The organism is Citrobacter sp. Cpo221 (genome assembly GCF_030332345.1).
Taxonomy (GTDB): Bacteria; Pseudomonadota; Gammaproteobacteria; order Enterobacterales; family Enterobacteriaceae; genus Citrobacter; species Citrobacter portucalensis.
In genome coordinates, this window is sequence record NZ_JAOWIA010000058.1 from 254729 (window position 1) to 272280 (window position 17552).

17 protein-coding genes are annotated in these 17552 nt (G+C 52.1%); 7 read left to right on the forward strand and 10 right to left on the reverse strand.

Annotation, left to right across the window (positions count from 1 at the left end; translation table 11 throughout):
* Positions 1-127: 127 nt before the first annotated feature.
* Entirely contained in the window at positions 128-1789 is a 1662-nt protein-coding gene (tsr, locus tag OGY72_RS18850; protein WP_198579528.1) for a methyl-accepting chemotaxis protein, read from the forward strand.
* 183 nt (positions 1790-1972) lie between these two features.
* Here the strand turns inward: tsr and OGY72_RS18855 are convergent, their stop codons facing one another.
* The 3 genes from OGY72_RS18855 to OGY72_RS18865 all read right to left on the reverse strand — a co-directional run bounded on the left by OGY72_RS18855 (position 1973) and on the right by OGY72_RS18865 (position 5030).
* A complete protein-coding gene (locus OGY72_RS18855; RefSeq protein ID WP_286548803.1) occupies positions 1973-2488 on the reverse strand; it encodes a GNAT family N-acetyltransferase in 516 nt (171 codons plus the stop codon).
* 52 nt (positions 2489-2540) lie between these two features.
* Positions 2541-3902, reverse strand: a complete 1362-nt coding sequence (locus OGY72_RS18860) for an MFS transporter (protein ID WP_003830025.1) — start codon at positions 3900-3902, stop codon at positions 2541-2543.
* A 213-nt stretch (positions 3903-4115) separates the two neighbouring features.
* Positions 4116-5030 (reverse strand): GntR family transcriptional regulator, encoded by a 915-nt coding sequence (locus tag OGY72_RS18865; RefSeq protein WP_003830023.1) that lies wholly within the window; start codon positions 5028-5030, stop codon positions 4116-4118.
* A gap of 137 nt (positions 5031-5167) precedes the next feature.
* Between OGY72_RS18865 and OGY72_RS18870 the strand changes: the two genes are divergently transcribed.
* Together OGY72_RS18870 and OGY72_RS18875 are read left to right on the forward strand one after the other, a co-directional pair.
* Positions 5168-6190, forward strand: a complete 1023-nt coding sequence (locus OGY72_RS18870; protein WP_032942306.1) for a zinc-binding alcohol dehydrogenase family protein — start codon at positions 5168-5170, stop codon at positions 6188-6190.
* Between the two features lie 13 nt (positions 6191-6203).
* Positions 6204-7649: a tagaturonate reductase gene (locus OGY72_RS18875; RefSeq protein WP_286548806.1), complete on the forward strand. Its 1446-nt coding sequence runs from the start codon at positions 6204-6206 to the stop codon at positions 7647-7649.
* 106 nt (positions 7650-7755) lie between these two features.
* Here OGY72_RS18875 and opgB read toward each other — a convergent pair whose 3' ends face one another.
* From opgB to OGY72_RS18905, 6 genes are all read right to left on the reverse strand, one after another.
* On the reverse strand, positions 7756-10047 hold the full coding sequence (gene opgB, locus OGY72_RS18880; protein ID WP_286548808.1) for a phosphatidylglycerol--membrane-oligosaccharide glycerophosphotransferase: 2292 nt from the start codon (positions 10045-10047) through the stop codon (positions 7756-7758).
* Positions 10048-10277: 230 nt separating this feature from the next.
* Positions 10278-10769: a YjjA family protein gene (locus OGY72_RS18885; protein ID WP_286548810.1), complete on the reverse strand. Its 492-nt coding sequence runs from the start codon at positions 10767-10769 to the stop codon at positions 10278-10280.
* Positions 10770-10839: 70 nt separating this feature from the next.
* A complete protein-coding gene (gene dnaC / locus OGY72_RS18890) occupies positions 10840-11577 on the reverse strand; it encodes a replicative helicase loader DnaC (RefSeq protein ID WP_003019133.1) in 738 nt (245 codons plus the stop codon).
* 2 nt (positions 11578-11579) lie between these two features.
* Entirely contained in the window at positions 11580-12119 is a 540-nt protein-coding gene (gene dnaT, locus OGY72_RS18895) for a primosomal protein DnaT (protein ID WP_003830011.1), read from the reverse strand.
* 125 nt (positions 12120-12244) lie between these two features.
* On the reverse strand, positions 12245-12718 hold the full coding sequence (locus OGY72_RS18900; RefSeq protein ID WP_003830008.1) for a threonine/serine exporter: 474 nt from the start codon (positions 12716-12718) through the stop codon (positions 12245-12247).
* Positions 12709-13485 (reverse strand): threonine/serine exporter family protein, encoded by a 777-nt coding sequence (locus OGY72_RS18905; protein WP_048227138.1) that lies wholly within the window; start codon positions 13483-13485, stop codon positions 12709-12711. Before OGY72_RS18905 ends, OGY72_RS18900 begins: the two co-directional genes overlap by 10 nt.
* 457 nt (positions 13486-13942) lie before the next feature.
* Here OGY72_RS18905 and OGY72_RS18910 point away from each other — a divergent pair, with 457 nt between their 5' ends.
* On the forward strand, positions 13943-14668 hold the full coding sequence (locus OGY72_RS18910) for a helix-turn-helix transcriptional regulator (protein WP_149384484.1): 726 nt from the start codon (positions 13943-13945) through the stop codon (positions 14666-14668).
* Positions 14629-15306: a DNA-binding transcriptional activator BglJ gene (bglJ, locus tag OGY72_RS18915; protein WP_123268651.1), complete on the forward strand. Its 678-nt coding sequence runs from the start codon at positions 14629-14631 to the stop codon at positions 15304-15306. The genes OGY72_RS18910 and bglJ overlap by 40 nt, the downstream gene beginning before the upstream one ends.
* Before the next feature lie 57 nt (positions 15307-15363).
* Here the strand turns inward: bglJ and OGY72_RS18920 are convergent, their stop codons facing one another.
* Positions 15364-15822 carry a YbaK/EbsC family protein gene (locus OGY72_RS18920; protein ID WP_003830001.1) on the reverse strand — a complete coding sequence of 153 codons (459 nt, stop codon included), beginning with the start codon at positions 15820-15822 and terminating at the stop codon, positions 15364-15366.
* Between the two features lie 235 nt (positions 15823-16057).
* Between OGY72_RS18920 and OGY72_RS18925 the strand changes: the two genes are divergently transcribed.
* Both OGY72_RS18925 and OGY72_RS18930 read left to right on the forward strand, forming a co-directional pair.
* Positions 16058-16201: a hypothetical protein gene (locus OGY72_RS18925; protein ID WP_003829999.1), complete on the forward strand. Its 144-nt coding sequence runs from the start codon at positions 16058-16060 to the stop codon at positions 16199-16201.
* Positions 16191-17534 (forward strand): PTS sugar transporter subunit IIC, encoded by a 1344-nt coding sequence (locus OGY72_RS18930; protein ID WP_286548823.1) that lies wholly within the window; start codon positions 16191-16193, stop codon positions 17532-17534. The genes OGY72_RS18925 and OGY72_RS18930 overlap by 11 nt, the downstream gene beginning before the upstream one ends.
* Positions 17535-17552: the final 18 nt, after the last annotated feature.

The following is a 17552-nucleotide window of genomic DNA, read 5'->3' on the forward strand; positions in this document are numbered from 1 at the left end:
TTGCGTAATTTGTCATAGGGAACGGTATTTAATGTGAAAACGATAATTCTGTGGCAATTGCTGGCACCATAAAGTTTTCTCTTTCCAGGCCGAAAACCAGAGTATCTGTCTAGCGGAAAGAGAAAACATGTTAAAACGAATGAAGATTGTTACCAGCTTACTGCTGGTATTGGCGCTATTTGGCCTTTTACAGCTCGCCTCGGGCGGCTTGTTTTTTAACTCACTTAAGAATGACAAAGAGAACTTTACCGTTCTGCAAACCATTCGCCAGCAACAGTCTGCGCTGAACGCCACCTGGGTTGAGCTGCTGCAAACGCGTAACACCCTGAACCGGGCAGGCATTCGCTACATGATGGATCAGAGCAATATCGGTAGCGGCGCGACCGTTGCCGAGCTGATGCAGGTGGCGAGTACGGCGCTGAAGCTGACGGAAAAAAACTGGGCGATTTACGAGTCGCTCCCGCGCGATCCGCGCCAAAGCGAAGCCGCTTTCCAGGAGATCAACCGCACCTATGACATCTATCATGGTGCGCTGGCGGAGCTGATCCAGTTACTGGGTGACGGGAAGATCAACGCATTCTTTGATCAACCGACGCAGAGCTATCAGGATGGCTTTGAGAAGCAGTACATGAGTTACATGCAGCAGAATGATCGCCTGTATGACATCGCGGTGGAAGATAACAACAGCTCTTACAGCCAGGCGATGTGGGTGCTGATCTGCGTGCTGATTACCGTACTGGCGGCGATTATTGCGGTGTGGTTTGGTATCAAGCTGACCCTTATCTCCCCAATGAACCGTCTGATCGACAGCATTCGTCATATCGCCAGCGGTGACCTGGTGAAACGTATTGAAGTGGAAGGGTCCAACGAGATTGGGCAACTGGCGGAAAGCCTGCGTCACATGCAGGGTGAGCTGATGAATACCGTGGGTGACGTGCGTAACGGTGCCAACGCGATTTACAGCGGTGCCAGCGAGATTGCGATGGGCAACAACGATCTCTCCTCCCGTACCGAGCAGCAGGCGGCTTCCCTGGAAGAAACTGCGGCCAGCATGGAACAACTGACGGCGACCGTTAAGCAGAACGCCGAAAACGCGCGTCAGGCCAGCCATCTGGCGCTGAGTGCTTCTGAAACCGCGCAGAAAGGCGGCAAAGTGGTGGATAACGTGGTGCAAACCATGCGTGACATCGCATCCAGTTCGCAGAAAATCGCCGACATTATCAGCGTCATCGACGGCATTGCCTTCCAGACTAACATTCTGGCGCTCAACGCTGCGGTAGAAGCGGCACGTGCAGGTGAGCAGGGCCGTGGATTTGCGGTAGTTGCGGGTGAAGTACGTAACCTGGCCCAGCGTAGTGCGCAGGCCGCGCGCGAGATTAAGAGCCTGATTGAAGACTCGGTCAGCCGTGTGGATGTCGGTTCAACGCTTGTTGAAAGCGCCGGTGAAACCATGGATGAGATCGTCAATGCGGTAACCCGCGTGACCGATATCATGGGTGAAATCGCCTCTGCTTCTGATGAACAGAGCCGCGGTATTGACCAGGTTGGTCTGGCCGTTGCCGAGATGGATCGCGTGACGCAGCAGAACGCCTCGCTGGTGGAAGAATCCGCCGCCGCCGCTGCGGCGCTGGAAGAGCAGGCCAGCCGCCTGACTCAGGCCGTTGCCGTGTTCCGTATTCAGCATGACCAACAGCGTGCTCGCGATGTTGCGACAGCAAAACCGGTTTCAACGGTCCAGCCGCGCAAAGCCGCGGTAACGGATTCCGGGGATAACTGGGAAACGTTCTAAGCCTGTGATGCCGGATGGCGCTGTCGCTTATCCGGCCTACGGGAAAGTTACGTGGTTGCCGGATGGCGCTGTCGCTTATCCGGCCTACGGGGAAAGATACGTGGTTGCCGGATGGTGCTGCCGCTTATCGGGCTTACCGGAAATGTTACGTAGGCCCGATAAGGCGTAGCCGCCATCGGGCAATTAGCGCAACATCAGGTGCATGGCGCAGCGCGATTCAAATGCCAGTCCATGCGCTGCTTCCTCTTCTCTTTTCTGGCGCAACTTTGCAGGCAGCGTCTCGTCAGCCAGTATTTCAAATCCCAGTCGCGCGTACCATGGCGCATTCCACGTCACATCGCGGAAGGTGGTCAGCGTGAGCGACGTGTAACCTTTCTTGCGCGCCTGTTCGGCAACATACTCAATCAATCTGCGGCCAATTCCTTTTCCCTGCCACTCCAGATGCAGCGACAGTTCAGCAATAAACAGCGATGACCCCAGCGTTTCGGCAACCAAAAAACCGACCGGAAGCGCATCGACCTGCACCAGCCAGCTCATGCCTGCGGCGGCAAAAGCCTGATGCTGAGTAGCCGATAAAATCTGGTCTTCAGCAATCCACGCCAGTTCGGGGATGAGTAAAAAACGTTGCCCCGCAGATCGTTCGATGGCGGGAAGAGCGGCAGTATCTGCCAGGGTAGTGGCGCGCAAGGTGATGTTCATATGAGGAGCATAACATGCCCGATAAGCACGTTGTTATCGGGCATCTGGAGGATTAATCTTTACGCGGATCGCTAATGGGTTGGCGAACCAGGAAGATGTAGGCGAGGGCGCCCACCATGGTGACGCAGCCGCAGATGATCAGCGCCAGGCGGAAAGAGTTGGTGGTATCAACAATAAACCCGGTGACGATCGGCGCAAACGATGCGCAGATAAAGCTGGCAAAGTTCTGGATACTGCCCACGGAAGCGGTCATACGTGAGGCGACAGCGACGTGGATCAGACCCCAGCACGAGGTACCTGCGAAGTGGATACAGAACAGCGCCATACCGATCAGTAACACGGCGGCCATTGACGTTGTGGCCTGCGGCACGACGAAGGTGAAGGCTGCGGAGCAGAACATCCCGGCGATAATACAAATCTTACGGCTCTTAATCGGCGCCATACCGCCTTTCACCAGCCAGTCGGTGACAAAACCGTTAATTAGCATGCCGGCTGCGCCAAACAGGAACGGGATCGCCGCCATTAATCCGGTGCTTTTTAAATCCAGGTTGTAGGAGGTTTGCAGGTAGCCCGGCAGCCAGGCCAGGTATAGCCATGCGGTATAGTTGATGCCGCTAAAGCCCAGCATCATGCCCCACATGGTACGGTTGCGGAACAGGCTGCGCCATTCGGCAAAGCTCAGCGGATCGCGGCGGGCATTGACGCTGCCAGCGTTCAGGTACGCTTGTTCCGTGGCGCTCAGCTCAATTTGCTCGCGGTTGCGATACAGCATGTACCAGCCGATGGCGAGGAAAATACCCAGCACGCCAATGGTGATGAACATCCAGCGCCAGCCCATTACCAGCATCATGGCAGCCAGAATCGGCGGGCTAATGGCAACCCCGATGGTGGAGGCGGCGTTGAATAATCCCATCGGGCGGCCGCGCTCTTTGATGTTAAACCAGTCGTTGATGACCTTTACGCCGCACGGGTTCATTGGCGCTTCGCCGATCCCCATCCCGATACGCACCAACACAAACTGGGTGAAGCTGTGCACCATGCCGGATAGTGCCTGAAACAGAGACCAGAAGAACATCCCCAGTCCCAGCATAATGCGCGGACCTTTGCGATCCAGCAGCGGACCGCAGGGCAGTTGCGCAATACCGTAAGCAAGAGAGAATACCGACAGCAGCACGCCGATTTGCGTGGCACTCAACCCCAGTTCTTCACGAATCGTTAAGTTGGCGACCGACAGTGAGCTGCGGTCGAGGTAATTAATCACCGCAGCAAAAAATAATAAAATCATTGCTGTGGTCTGGATACGTTTAATTCGGCTACTGCGTTGCACCATGCCCTCAGGCGGAACATTAATATCCGCAGATGACGACGTGCCAAACGAAGAACTTGGGTCGAGGGTAATATTATTTTTTTCCACGCCGGACTCCTGAACCTCAATAATTTATTTTTCACACAGCAGGACTGTGCAGTATTGAAAAAATACCAGTGATGAATCAATTTGCTCATCACTGCTCACAAAAGTTTTTAATGCAGTCGACTTAGCGTGAGCATAGGCAAGAGGTATTTTTCAGGCGTTTTTATTTTTATAAAATCGTGCTCCCGGTAATGATTTGCTGTTTTTTATCGGTACTTAATGAGCGACGTTACAACCCTGGTTGATGGAGCGAATCATCGATTGTTTGGCTGAATTCAAATGGTTACAGAGCGCGAGGGTGGCATCCAGGTCGCTGCGACATATTAGCGCGCTGAGGATGGTCATATGCTCATCAATGGCAATGATGTTACGCTGCTTGAGGTCGCTCTCATCCCACTGATAGTGGAAGTGGAAAATCACGGAGATGATTTCAAGTGATTGATTAAAAAATACATTATCGGCAGCAGAGAGTAGCAAAGCATGGAACTCACGATCTAACTGCGAGAACATGCGAAAGCTGCTGCCAATGCTGTCGCGTAGGATCCGATGGCGCTCCAGCAGCGTTTTAGCCTGCAACCAACGCGGGTCATCGTCAGGCAGATTGAGGAAATGCTGCAGAGAATGCGTTTCCAGCATCTCTCTGAGTTCAAACAGCTGTTCCGCATAGGCCTGATCGAACTGCTTCATGCTCCACTGACCGCGTTTTTCGTTTTTAATCAGGTTGTAACGTTCGAATTTTAAAAGATATTCCCGTACTACCACCGGGCTGACGCCTGCAGCTCTGGCAAGCTGCAGTTCGGAGAAGCTCTCGCCTGCACGCAGCTGTCGCTGGTTGATCATGGTGAAAAACGCCTGTTCAAAAATCCGGTTTTGCTCGGTCATGGAGGCGGTGGTGCAGGCAAAACCATCGTCATGGTCGGGTTTTCGCACGATGACGTAGTGGCTGCCGACCTGGGTCAGAACGCCGCACTCGCCTAAGTGGCTCAGCATATGGCGCACGGTGGTGCGGCTGATGTTGTACATCTCCGCCAGTGCGCTTTGTGAGGGGAGTGGGGAAGGGATATGACCACGCGCCATATCATCGATTATCTGGTTAATCACATTGTGGCGTAAGTTCTGCGAACGGCTCATGGCTTCTCCTTTTTATCTATTAAAACCCGATTTAAAACATTTTTATGCGCTGGGATTCACAGATTGTGTTTCTGCTTTCTCCGTCTTTTTTATTTTCGTTGATATCTGAGGCAACAAAAAAACAGGAGAGCAGAATCATGTCTACGATGAATACGTTGATTTGCCAGGAACCTAAAAAATTAGTCTGGAAAGAGCGCGAAATACCTATTCCGGGTGAGGGTGAAGCATTAATTAAAATTAAGTCGGTAGGGATTTGTGGTACCGATATTCACGCCTGGGGTGGCAATCAGCCTTTTTTCAGCTACCCGCGTGTATTAGGTCATGAAATATGTGGGGAAATTGTCGGTCTGGGTAAGAATATACAGAATCTGAAAAATGGTCAGCAGGTGGCGGTTATTCCTTACGTGGCCTGCCAGCAGTGTCCGGCATGCCTGAGCGGGCGCACTAACTGCTGCGAGAAGATTTCAGTGATTGGCGTGCACCAGGATGGCGGTTTCAGTGAATATCTTTCTGTTCCGGTGACCAACCTGCTGGATGCGCAGGGGATTGACCCGCAGGCGGCGGCACTGATTGAGCCTTACGCTATCAGCGCGCATGCGGTACGCCGGGCGGCGGTGGCGCCGGGTGAGCAAGTGCTGGTGGTCGGCGCGGGTCCGATTGGTCTGGGGGCGGCAGCGATTGCCAAAGCCGATGGCGCACAGGTGGTGGTCGCCGATACCAGTCCAGCACGCCGGGAGCACGTGTCTTCCCGGTTGGGACTCCCGGTTATCGACCCATCCGCTGAAGATTTTGATGCGCAGCTACGCGCTCAGTTTGGCGGTTCGTTGGCGCAAAAGGTTATTGATGCCACGGGGAATCAGCATGCGATGAACAACACGGTGAATTTGATTCGTCATGGCGGCAGCATCGTTTTCGTTGGGCTGTTCAAAGGCGATTTGCAGTTCTCTGATCCGGAGTTCCACAAGAAAGAGACCACCATGATGGGCAGTCGCAACGCCACGCCGGAAGATTTCGCCAAAGTGGGCCGTCTGATGTCGGAAGGCAAACTGACCGCTGACATGATGCTCACGCACCGTTACGCGTTTGCCACACTGGCAGAAATCTACGAACGGGATGTGATTAACAACCGTGAGCTGATTAAAGGCGTGATCACGTTCTGAGAGGGGAAATACGATGAAGACATTGAATCGACGTGATTTTCCGGGGGCCAGCTACCCAACGCGCGTGATCCAGTTTGGTGAAGGAAACTTCCTGCGGGCGTTTGTTGACTGGCAACTGGATATCCTCAACGAGCAAACCGATCTGAACGCTGGCGTGACCATCGTTCGCCCGATCAATACCGATTTTCCGCCGTCGCTGAATACCCAGGACGGGCTGTATACCACGCTTATTCGCGGGCTAAACGAGCAGGGTGAGGCAGTGAGTGAGGCACGGCTTATCCGTTCGGTGAATAACGAAATCAACCCGTATCAGGATTTCGCGGCGTATCTGGCGCTGGCGCACAATGCGGACATCCGTTTTGTGTTTTCGAATACCACCGAAGCCGGAATTAGCTATCACGCAGCGGACCGTGTGGATGACGCGCCGCCGGTGAGTTTTCCGGCCAAGCTGACACGCCTGCTGTTGGAGCGCTTTAACCACTTTGCGGGCGCGGTGGATAAGGGCTGGGTAATTATCCCGTGCGAGCTTATCGACTATAACGGTGAGGCGCTCAAAACGCTGGTGCTGCGGTATGCGCAGGAGTGGCAACTTCCTCCGGCATTTGCCGACTGGGTGGAGACGGCAAACACGTTCTGTTCCACGCTGGTCGACCGTATTGTCACCGGCTATCCGCGTGAAGAAGCCGCTGCGCTGGAGGCTACGCTAGGCTATCACGATGCGTTTCTCGATACCGCGGAGCATTTTTACCTGTTTGTGATCCAGGGGCCGCAGTGGCTGGCAGAGGAGCTGAAGCTGGCGCAGTGTCCGCTGAATATCCGGGTGGTGAGCGATATCAAACCGTATAAAGAGCGTAAGGTCGCTATCCTCAATGGTGCGCATACGGCTCTGGTGCCGGTCGCGTGGCTGTGCGGGCTGGAGACCGTTGGTGAGGCGATGCAGGATGCTGATGTCCGCCGCTTTGTCGAGCGGGCGATTAGTGAGGAGATTATTCCGGTGTTGGATCTCCCGGCGGATGAATTGCGTGAATTTGCCGACGCGGTGAGCGGGCGTTTTCAGAATCCCTACATTCGCCACCAGTTGCTTTCCATTGCGCTTAACGGGATGACTAAATTCCGCACCCGAATTTTGCCGCAGCTGCTGGCGGGTCAACAAAATGGGCACTGGCCCGCGCGGTTAACGTTTGCCTTTGCTGCGCTGCTGGCGTTTTATCGCGCAGAGCGCGACGGGGAACGCTATCCAATACAGGATGACGAGCAGTGGATAAGCCTGTATGCCAGCCTGTGGCCGCGAGTTGGCAATGATTTAACGCTGCGTGAACTGGTGGATGCCGTGCTTGGCGATGCGGCGCACTGGGGAGAGGATTTGACGTTGTTACCTGGCCTTGCCGGGCAGGTAACGGCCAATCTGGAGATGATTCTGGTGCAGGGTATGCGCCAGACGGTGAACGGTCTGGAATAAGGTTGCCATGCAGCGCCCGGTGTGGTGTTGGGCGCTGTTTTTTTTTCAGACAATACATTTGGTTCACGATAGGCCTGATAAGCAAAGCGCTATCAGGCCTTTCATGTTACGAACCCTGAGCCACTACTTTGATTTCAACCATCCCGACCCCCAGCTTACGCGGTGAGTGACCGAGAATATTGCCCTCGTTGGTGGCGACCGGATCGGGTGGAACAATTACCAGCGTATCGGCATCAGCCGGGTTATCAAAATGTAAGATGGTGGTGGTGACGTCATGGCCTAACACCAGCGTCTGTTCCTCGTTGCCAACGCGCACGGGAATAGGGCGATTAGCATTGTCGCCGAAGGCTTTCGCGGTAATGACCAGATCGAATTTCTTCGGTAGCGGAGCTTTGTACTCAATCGTTACTTCTTCGCTGAGTTGCGCATTAGACCAGCGTCCCCAGGATTCGGGGCGTGATATGCCGCTAAACTGTTTGACCTCTTCCGGCGCACCCGCCACGTTGAAAACGAAGCTATCTGCTTTGTAGCGAATGTCGTTATCGACAATTTTCAGCGTATCGACATTACCTTTATAGCGCTCCATGTCGATCACCGTGTCTTTAAATACGGTTTTACTTTTCCACTTAGCTTTATCGACGTGCTGTACGATTTGCTGTCCGCCCAGCTGCCCCTGCGATACGCACCAGTCGGTAGAGAGCGCCAGCTCTGGCGCCCACAGTTGTGCCATTTTGTAGCAGCGATCGACCCAGACGAAGTTATCGCGCGGGGCGAAATCCGCCAGCTGGAAGCGCAGTGGAGCCGAGTATTCGCTTTCCGGCAGCGGCTCAACGCGTTTGTCCGAGACGCGCAGCAGCAGCGGCAGACGGAAATGGCTGCCGGAGAAAGAGATCATATTTTTGTCCTGGTCGACGGTGAACTCTTTCATCTCTTTCGGGAAATTCCACAGGCGAATGATATCGGGCTTCCACGCCAGCATTTTTTCTTTGATGTTCAGGAACACTTCCGACACGGATTCGCTCGACAAGCTGCTGCGGCCAAGGCCGATAAAGTTATCACCGCCGAGAATATCCAGTACCGTTGCGCCGTTATCCATCGTGTTACGCTTTACCGCCAGCGTGTCCTGTTGCGGCTGGTCGCCGCGCAGTACGAAGAACAGGTTGTTGCGATCCTGCTTGTTCAGATACTTCCACGCGGTGTTGTTCATCGCCAGATGATCGGAAGATACCACGATAACGGTATCTTTAAACCACGGAGATGCTTTGATTTTATTGATAAATTCGGCAATGTTTTCCTGGCTGCAGCTGACCGCGCTGAACGACTGGTTGGCTTTTCCGTCGATGTCATAACGTTTACGGTTGCAGCTACGTGAGATAAATCCATCCGGATGATGGGTATCCACGGTCAGGGTAAACAGTGAAAAACGCTGGCCCGAACGTGAAAGCTCTTCGAATTTTTTCCACGCTTCGTCCAGCACGGTATCGTCGTAGAAGCCCCAGTCGTTACGATAGGCCGGGTCCGCCACTACGCTTTTTAACTCTTCTGCACCGTACAGATGATCAAAGCCGTGAGATTTCAGAAACACGTCTTTGCCAGCAAAGCGCAGGTTGGCACCCTGCACAAAGTAGTTTTGATAGCCGGAGTTTTTCAGGATATCGCCCAGACAGACATTGTTGGGGAAGAAGCTGGAAACTGATGCCGAGGCGTTGCCTTCAAACGGCGCAAACAGCGGAATACCGCACTGGGAGGCGACCATGCCAGCGATGGTGTAATCCGTACCCGGCAGCTGCATGGTGTTGCTGAAATCCAGACCTTCATTTTTCAACGCACCGAGTTCCGGGGTCAGATCCGGGAACGCGTCGTTATTAAAATAGGTGCGTTCGAGGCTCTCACCGTAGATATACACCAGGTTCAGCTTCGGGTTGGGAATGGTTTTCGATGGCTCTTTATAATACGTCGGGAAATCAGGATCGCCATCGCGCGACTGCGACTTCACCAGTTCGGTTATCTGGTGAAACGCTGGGCTGGCGTCAACGGAGGCCAGCGCCAGCAGCAGGGCCAGCAGACTGTAACCCACATGATGTGGATGATGGCGACGGCGGCGTAGGATCCAGCCGAGAGCGACAAAAACGGTCGTCAGCGCCAGCGCGATCCCAACGCCCGGCAGGATATATTTGCCGATACCTGCACCGGTCAGGCTGTTGGTCAGCGTATAGAGAACCGCGTCATTGATCCCGTCGCCGGTGAAATAGTCACTGGCGTACAGCGTGATATTCAAGACAATAAAAATCCCCAGCACCGTTAACGTGGCGGCAAACCACCAGGTGTTGCGACCCGCTTTCCAGGCATAAATCAGCACTGAAGCGAGAAACAGAGTGATGGAGATTAATTCTGACAACGGTCGATCCTCAGTAAACCGGGCAATTGCCTGGCAGGCTAATCATTTGGTGAGAGAACAATGTAATAGCGTTGTTACATTGCTGCAATTGTAGTGACATTAAATTACGTTGTTATTCAGAATTGGTTTAGTTATGCGCGTTTTTGTGGGGAAATACTGTTTATTTGGAATGTGAATGTATTGTCGAAAATAAATAGATGCCGCGCAGGTTATACGCGGCATGTCGTGCGTCAGGAAATGAAGTTCATGCCCTGTTTTAACACCAGATCGCAGGCCTTGGTTTTTACCTGCTTCGCCAGCGAGCTGTTGCCAATCGTGTTCAGGTCCAGCTGTTGACCATCTTTGGCGTTGAGCAGACCCTGAATCCCGTCCATATAGTTGGTGTCTTGCTTCTGCTCAGGAGCACTGAGCCCCAGTTTATCCAGCACCTGGTTTTTGACGTTTTGCGTGTCGGTGACCGAGGCCAGCTTCTGTTTCGCGCAATATTCCAGGATCCCGGCGGCGTTATTCATGCTGCTGGAGGTCAACGACTGATTGCTGCCATTCAGCAGGCTGGTCAGGGAAGGGAGCGACGAGCTGCTTTGCGAGCCGGAGCTTTGTTTGCTCAGCTCATTGGCCGCGCTGGAGAGCGAATCCTGCCAGGAGGCGGCGAAAACGCTGGTAGAGATGAGCGTGCTGGCGGCAAGCGCACAGCACAGCAGACGTTTGGTAGTTTTCATCATTATATGCAACTCGTGTTATGCCTTTTCAGCGCAGTATAGCGCTGGCGGTCTTAGGAGTGGTCCTAATACGTTAATACTCTTTACCGGTGACCCGACTACGGTAGCTTTCCCAGTTAAAAATGACCCACAGGCTGTTGCCAAGGCGCATACGATCCATCACGCGCTCGCCGAGCAGCTTGTTCATTTCATCCATATTGCTGTTAGTTAACATACCGGTCGGACGTTTTGAGGACGAACGGCGATCGACAATCTGGTTAATGATCACTTTTTCATAGCGGGATTCGGTCTGCATGCCGATCTCGTCGATCACCAGCAGATCCACATTGCTCAGATCGTTGAGCAGCTGTTCTTCGCTGGTTTCACGATTACTGAACGTTTCTTTCATCGCCGACATTATATCGGCCACGGTAATGATCAACACTGACTTACCACGCAGCAGCAGTTCGTTGCAGATGGCGGCGGCTAAATGGTTTTTGCCGGTGCCGGGTTTGCCGGAGAAGATAAAGCTGGCGATGTTGCCGTCAAACTCTTCAACATACTGGCGGGCTTTGCTCAGGGCGTTCATCTGACCTTCGCACTCTACCCGATAGTTTTCGAACGAGCAGTTCTGATGCAGCGGACGGATACCGGAACGGTTGAATGTGCGCTGCATTTTCATAGCCCGGTTTTCGCGGGCCAGCGCTGCGGCACGAATTTCACCTTGCTCTTTTTGCCATGCCAGCAGCTCTTCGCCCGTTTTAAAGGCGGGCTCGACATTAGGTGGCATCATTTTTTGCAGACGTTTCATCAGGTCGCCAACGTTTTTCATCGTTATCCTCTAAAACCCGGTGGAATGTGGCTGTCAGGTTCACTGACGCTGTTCACATCGCGCTTTGGCATTCCGCCATTGCTGGCCCGTCCAATCTGAATGCTGCGCGCCAGTTTTTGCTGCCACTGAATATGGTGAAAGACTTTTCCTTCAGCCTGCCAGTAGGCAACAAATGAGGCCAGTTCTTCAGCAGTAACCGGCTCTCTCAACGCTACGCCCCATAAAGCGGCCTGACGCTGAAAGTCGGCATCAGGCTGCCAGGCAGCGTACATCGCAAATTTCCCCATTGGTACGGCAACGGGAGCGGCTTGCGGCTCTTCATAAAATTGATCATCTAATGTCACATCGCTTCCCGGGCGTGACAGTTTCTCCTCAAGCGCCAACAGCTCAGCCAGTCTCGCAGGCGTCACCGCGTAAAACGCTGGTGCATTGTTAGCGAATACGGCTACGGCGCCACCCGCGGACCTGGCCAGCACGGCGTGGTGATCGTGTAGTAAGGCGTCAATGCTCGTGACGTCTGGCGTCAAAATTTTGCAGGGCATAATGTTTCTCAATACTGAACAACAACCGAGAAGGGGACTGCTTTTATAGTAACACAGAGAAGAAGGAGAGCAGCAGATGAGGGGGGAGATTCCCCTCTCTGCATGGTATTAAAGAAAGTGCACCGTCAAACGCGTGGGCGTTTGCGATACAGCCATAATCCTGGCACGGATAGTCCGATGGAGAGCGCGCCGACAATCGATGAGGCTTTCAGAAAATTGGTCAGCAGGGTGATCATCAGCGCTTCGCTGTAGCCAAAATGGCCGATTTTTACCGCCGAGATCATGGCGGTGTAGGCGGAGATCCCAGGAAACATCGGGATCACTGCCGCAACGGTAAAGACTTTCGGATGCGCCAGATACCAACGCGACCACTGGATCCCAATGCAGCCGACCAGCAGCGATGCCATAAAGGTTGACCATTCGATATTAAACCCTGCGCTCATCATTGCCATTCGCGAACCGTGACCGAGCGCGCCGAGTAACGCACACCAGGGGAGCGCCCGATGAGGGACATTAAATACCATGGCAAAGCCTACTGCCGGGATCGCCGACAGGATCATGTCCTGCATTAACGCCAACATGAAATCGATCACGCCCATCCGCGCAGCCCCCATAAGGTCATCGACACGATCACGCCAATACAGGTCGCCAACGTAAGCAGACTGGCAATAGCCCAGCGAGCAAGCCCGGTATTAATGTGTCCCTTAAACATATCCGCGACGGAGTTGATCAACGGAAAGCCCGGAACCAGCAGCAGCACGCTGGCAGCCATAGCGATAGTCGGAGTATTGCTAAAGGTCGGCAACGTCAGCAGCAAACCTGAAATCGTTGTCGCCACAAACGCGGTGATGCAAAAGTTAATTTGTGGGTGCAAATGCCGGGATGCCAGAATCTGACGGATATACATTGCCACCATGCTGGCGAAAAAAGTGATCACCGCACCATCCCATCCGCCGTTATTGAGCTTACAAAAGCAGGCGCAGGACAAGCCGACCATGAAGGCGACCAGCCATCTTGGATAGCGTAGCGGCTTAATCTGGCTAAAGCGTTTCTCTACCCCTTTAATATCCAGCAGTTTATGTTCCGCCAAAATGACAATGTGCTGCACTTCCGTCACGACGTGCATATTAATGCCGCGATCCTGATTTTTTCGCGTTGATGTCAGGCATTGCCCGTCTTTAATGGTGGTCAGGACGATAGCGTTAGAGGAGATGGCGCTTTCTACGCTATCCATGCCAAGTGCCAGCCCGAGTCGGGTGGATAACTCGTCAACCAGAGCGCTTTCTGCCCCATGCTGAAGTAAAAAAAGTCCGCATTGAATACATAACCGTGTAACCGTTCGCTGTGACGACTGCTCTGTTTGCATGGTTCGCTCTGACTGAAAAGGATCTCTTTGAGTGACGAATATCTTCTTTTTATCATGAAGCATGAGCCCGCTGGCTCTGGCTAAGATCAATCTTTGTGTCGAAAAAAGACACAGGTGATACAGTTATGGCATCTTAACTCCCCCGTTTGATAAGGTTCAGGGGGAGATATGTTTGAAATGTAGCGTTATTTTCCCGGATGGCAAATACGTAAGCCATGCTAACGATCTATTGTAGTTATTATAATTGTACAGATAATGTATTTATACGTAATTGTGCAATAATAGCTTAGAATTTGGCGCTATTTGGATGGTGCCGTCAATACTTTTTGAAATAAATACCAAGGATAACAATTCACCCCGCTTATTGTTCGGAGTATTTTCCTGTGAGTTAAGATTATTAATCTACCCAGGAGAATTTAATTAAGTACGATTGCGGACTGGTGAGTGTGGAGGGGATATGTTGCCAGGACGCTGCAAAAACGCAATTATTATTAGTAAATCACCGATTATACAAACTGGTCTTAAAGGTATAATGCAGGGAAAGTTCTCCGATTACGAACTTACCTACTGTCGTTCTGTTGAAGAACTGACGTTATTACAGCTACGATGTGCTGATTTGGTGATTGCTGATTTAACCGGAGACTGCAATTATCCTCGTTCAGTCTGCGAGCAATATTATTCTTTATTATCTCAATATCGTGATATTCACTGGGTATTTCTCGTATCTCGTATCTTTTATCCTCTGGCGGTTGAACTACTGATGTGTCCTGTCAGTTCGCTGCTCTCTGACGCCGAGCCGATTGAAAGTTTAGTGAATGTCATTCACGCGGGAAATACACGCGCAGAGAGAATAAGCAAGGCGCTGCTCTCTCCGCCCGCTATGCCACAATTGTTAGATCATAGCGCACGATCTATCGTTCTCACTCTCTCTGAAAGGAAAGTATTGCGCCTCCTTGGGAAAGGCTGGGGAATCAATCAGATTGCGACGTTACTGAAGAAAAGCAATAAAACAATCAGCGCCCAAAAGAATAGCGCAATGCGTCGCTTGTCGATAAATAGCAATGCAGAAATGTATGCCTGGATAAATAGTTCTCAAGGATCGCGAGAACTTAATTTACCTTCAGTTTATGGAGAACCCACGGAATGGAAAGCAGAATCATCAAAAGAAACGTTGCGCTGGTAGAAAAGTGCACGATGAGCAGCGTGGGTATTAAGAGTTTATTTAATACCATGCCGGATGACCAATATAAACTTCATCTCTTTTCTAGCCAGCCCGCTTTTAGTCAGGCAATGTTAAAGATGTCGTTTTCGGCAGTTATTTTTTCCCTATCTGCAATCAGAACCGATCGCAGGGCAGGGTTGGCTTATTTAACGGAGCTGGCGATAAATTATCCGCGGATTCGCCGTGTGGTGATTGCCGATGATGACGCTGAAGCGCGTTTAATTGGTTCCCTGTCCCCCTTGCCGTTAGATGGCGTTGTGAGTAAAGCTTCTTCGTTAACGGTGTTGCAGGACGCGTTATTTACGGCGTTAAGCAGTCCTGGCCGGGGAACCGAAGGCACGAAAAACCATTGGTATATTAATCAAAGCCGTATGCTCAGTCCGACAGAACGAGAAATACTGCGCTTTATGTCGAATGGCTATTCGATGCCACAGATTGCTGTTCAGCTTGAACGGAACATCAAAACCATTCGGGCACACAAATTTAATGTGATGTCCAAACTGGGGGTCAGCTCGGATGCCGGGTTACTGGATGCGGCCGATATCCTGCTGTATCTGCGTGCTGGAGAGCCAGCGCCTTTTATGCAGGCGGTTTCGTGACGGGCAACGTTGACGTGTTTCTTGCCGGGTTTGGCCGCCGGTTTAGCGTGTGAAACATTACTGACACACGTCAACCCAGGTGGCAGAAGTCAGTTCAGCCATCCTTTCAGGCGTGATGCGAACCGCGCTGTGGATGGCACCTGCGGCAGGCAGCACTTCAGCGTAGTGTTTCAGAGAAACATCACAGTACACTGATATCGGTGTTTCTAATCCGAAGGGGCAAACGCCGCCAACGGGGTGCCCCGTCGCGTTCACGACCTCATCACTACTTAACATTCGGGCTTTGGCACCGAACGTACTCTTTAGCTTTTTATTATCCAGTCGGGCATCGCCTTTTGCTACGACCAGGATGATATCGTTCTTCACCTTTAGCGAAAGTGTTTTCGCTATTTGGCCAGGTTCAACGTTATGGGCTTTTGCTGCCAGATCAACGGTTGCTGTGCTCTGGTTTAATTCGATGATCTCGATATCTGGTGCATGTTGCGCCAGGAATTGGCGTACTGATTGCAAACTCATTCTTCTCTCCCTATCGCTTACAGATAGCCCTGCACAGCAGAAAACTGCAGGATGTAATTTGTCATAGGGGCAACCACACTGTAAATATTTTATTGTAACAACATAGCAACATGAGCAGTTTTTCGATCGTCTTCACAATCAAAGAAACCGGTTACAGTAACCGGTTGCAGAATGTTGAAATGACGATTAATACTGAAGTTGTCATTTCCTCTGTATCACATAATAAGAGCCATCTATGAAACTTAACTCGAAAAGCGGTAGCGCTGGTGTTCCTCCCGGCACGGTTGCGAAAAGTGGTAATGGGCTTTACGTGGTGGCGGTGTTGATGCCAGCACCGTTGCAGGGTTTTGCACAACGGGAGAACGGCTATGTCTACTAACCATGTTGTGTTTAACGTGATTTTCCGTTTTGTTGAAAATTACGTTAGTCCTGTCGCCGGGCGTATCTCTTCGCAACGACATGTAATGGCCATTCGCGATGGTTTTATTTCGGCGATGCCTTTTATGATTGTAGGCTCTTTTCTGCTGGTTTTTGCCTATCCGCCGTTTTCTCCGGATACCACCTTGGGATTTGCCCGCGCGTGGCTGGATCTGGCAAAACAGTTTGAAGGCCAAATTCTCACCCCGTTTGATATGACGATGGGGATTATGTCGGTCTACATATGTGCGGCTATTGCTTATAACCTGGGTAAGCACTATGTGAAGTCGCATCAGTTAGATCCGTTTATGTGTGCGATGCTATCAATCATGGCTTTTTTGCTGATTGCCGCGCCAAAAACCAAAGGCACAATGCCGGTTGATAGTCTGGGAGGAACGGGGATTTTCACCGCCATCCTGGTGGCCATTTACTGTGTTGAAATGATGCGCTTCCTGAAGGCGCACAACATCGGCATCCGTTTACCCGATCAGGTGCCGCCGATGATCAAAAACTCCTTCGATCTGCTGATCCCGGTGCTGGTGGTGGTACTGACGCTGTACCCGCTGAGCCTGGTGATACAGTCGCAGTTTGACATGCTGATCCCGCAGGCCATTATGGCCATCTTTAAACCACTGGTGTCGGCTGCAGATTCTCTCCCGGCGATACTGCTGGCGGTACTAATTGGCCATCTGCTGTGGTTTGCGGGTATTCACGGCGCGGCAATTGTGTCGGGAATGCTGCAAATGTTCTGGCTAACTAATCTTGGGATGAACCAGTCAGCGCTGGCGCAGGGCGCGCCGTTACCACATATCTTTATGGAAGCGTTCTGGACGTTCTTCATTGTGGTGGGTGGTTCCGGCGCAACGATGGGGTTGGTGATTTGCTATCTGCGTAGTCGTTCGGCTCATCTACGCTCGATTGGGCGTCTGAGCGTAGTCCCCAGCATTTTTAATATTAACGAACCGGTGATTTTTGGTACGCCGATTGTCATGAACCCGGTGTTTTTTATCCCTTTCCTGCTGGCCCCAATGGTGAATGCGGTGCTGGCCTGGGCGGCGATGAAACTGGATTTAATTGGGCGGGTCATTTCAGTGGTTCCCTGGACCGCACCGGCACCGGTTGGCGCGGCATGGGCATTAGGCTGGGATTATCGTGCGGCTATCCTGGTGGTGCTGTTGGCGCTGGTGTCGGCCGTTATCTACTTCCCGTTCTTTAAAGTCTACGAAAAGCAGCTATTGGCGCAGGAAAAAGAAGAGGCGCAGCGTATGGAAGAGGAAAACCAGCAGGTTGCATAAATATCTGGCGAGGGGCTA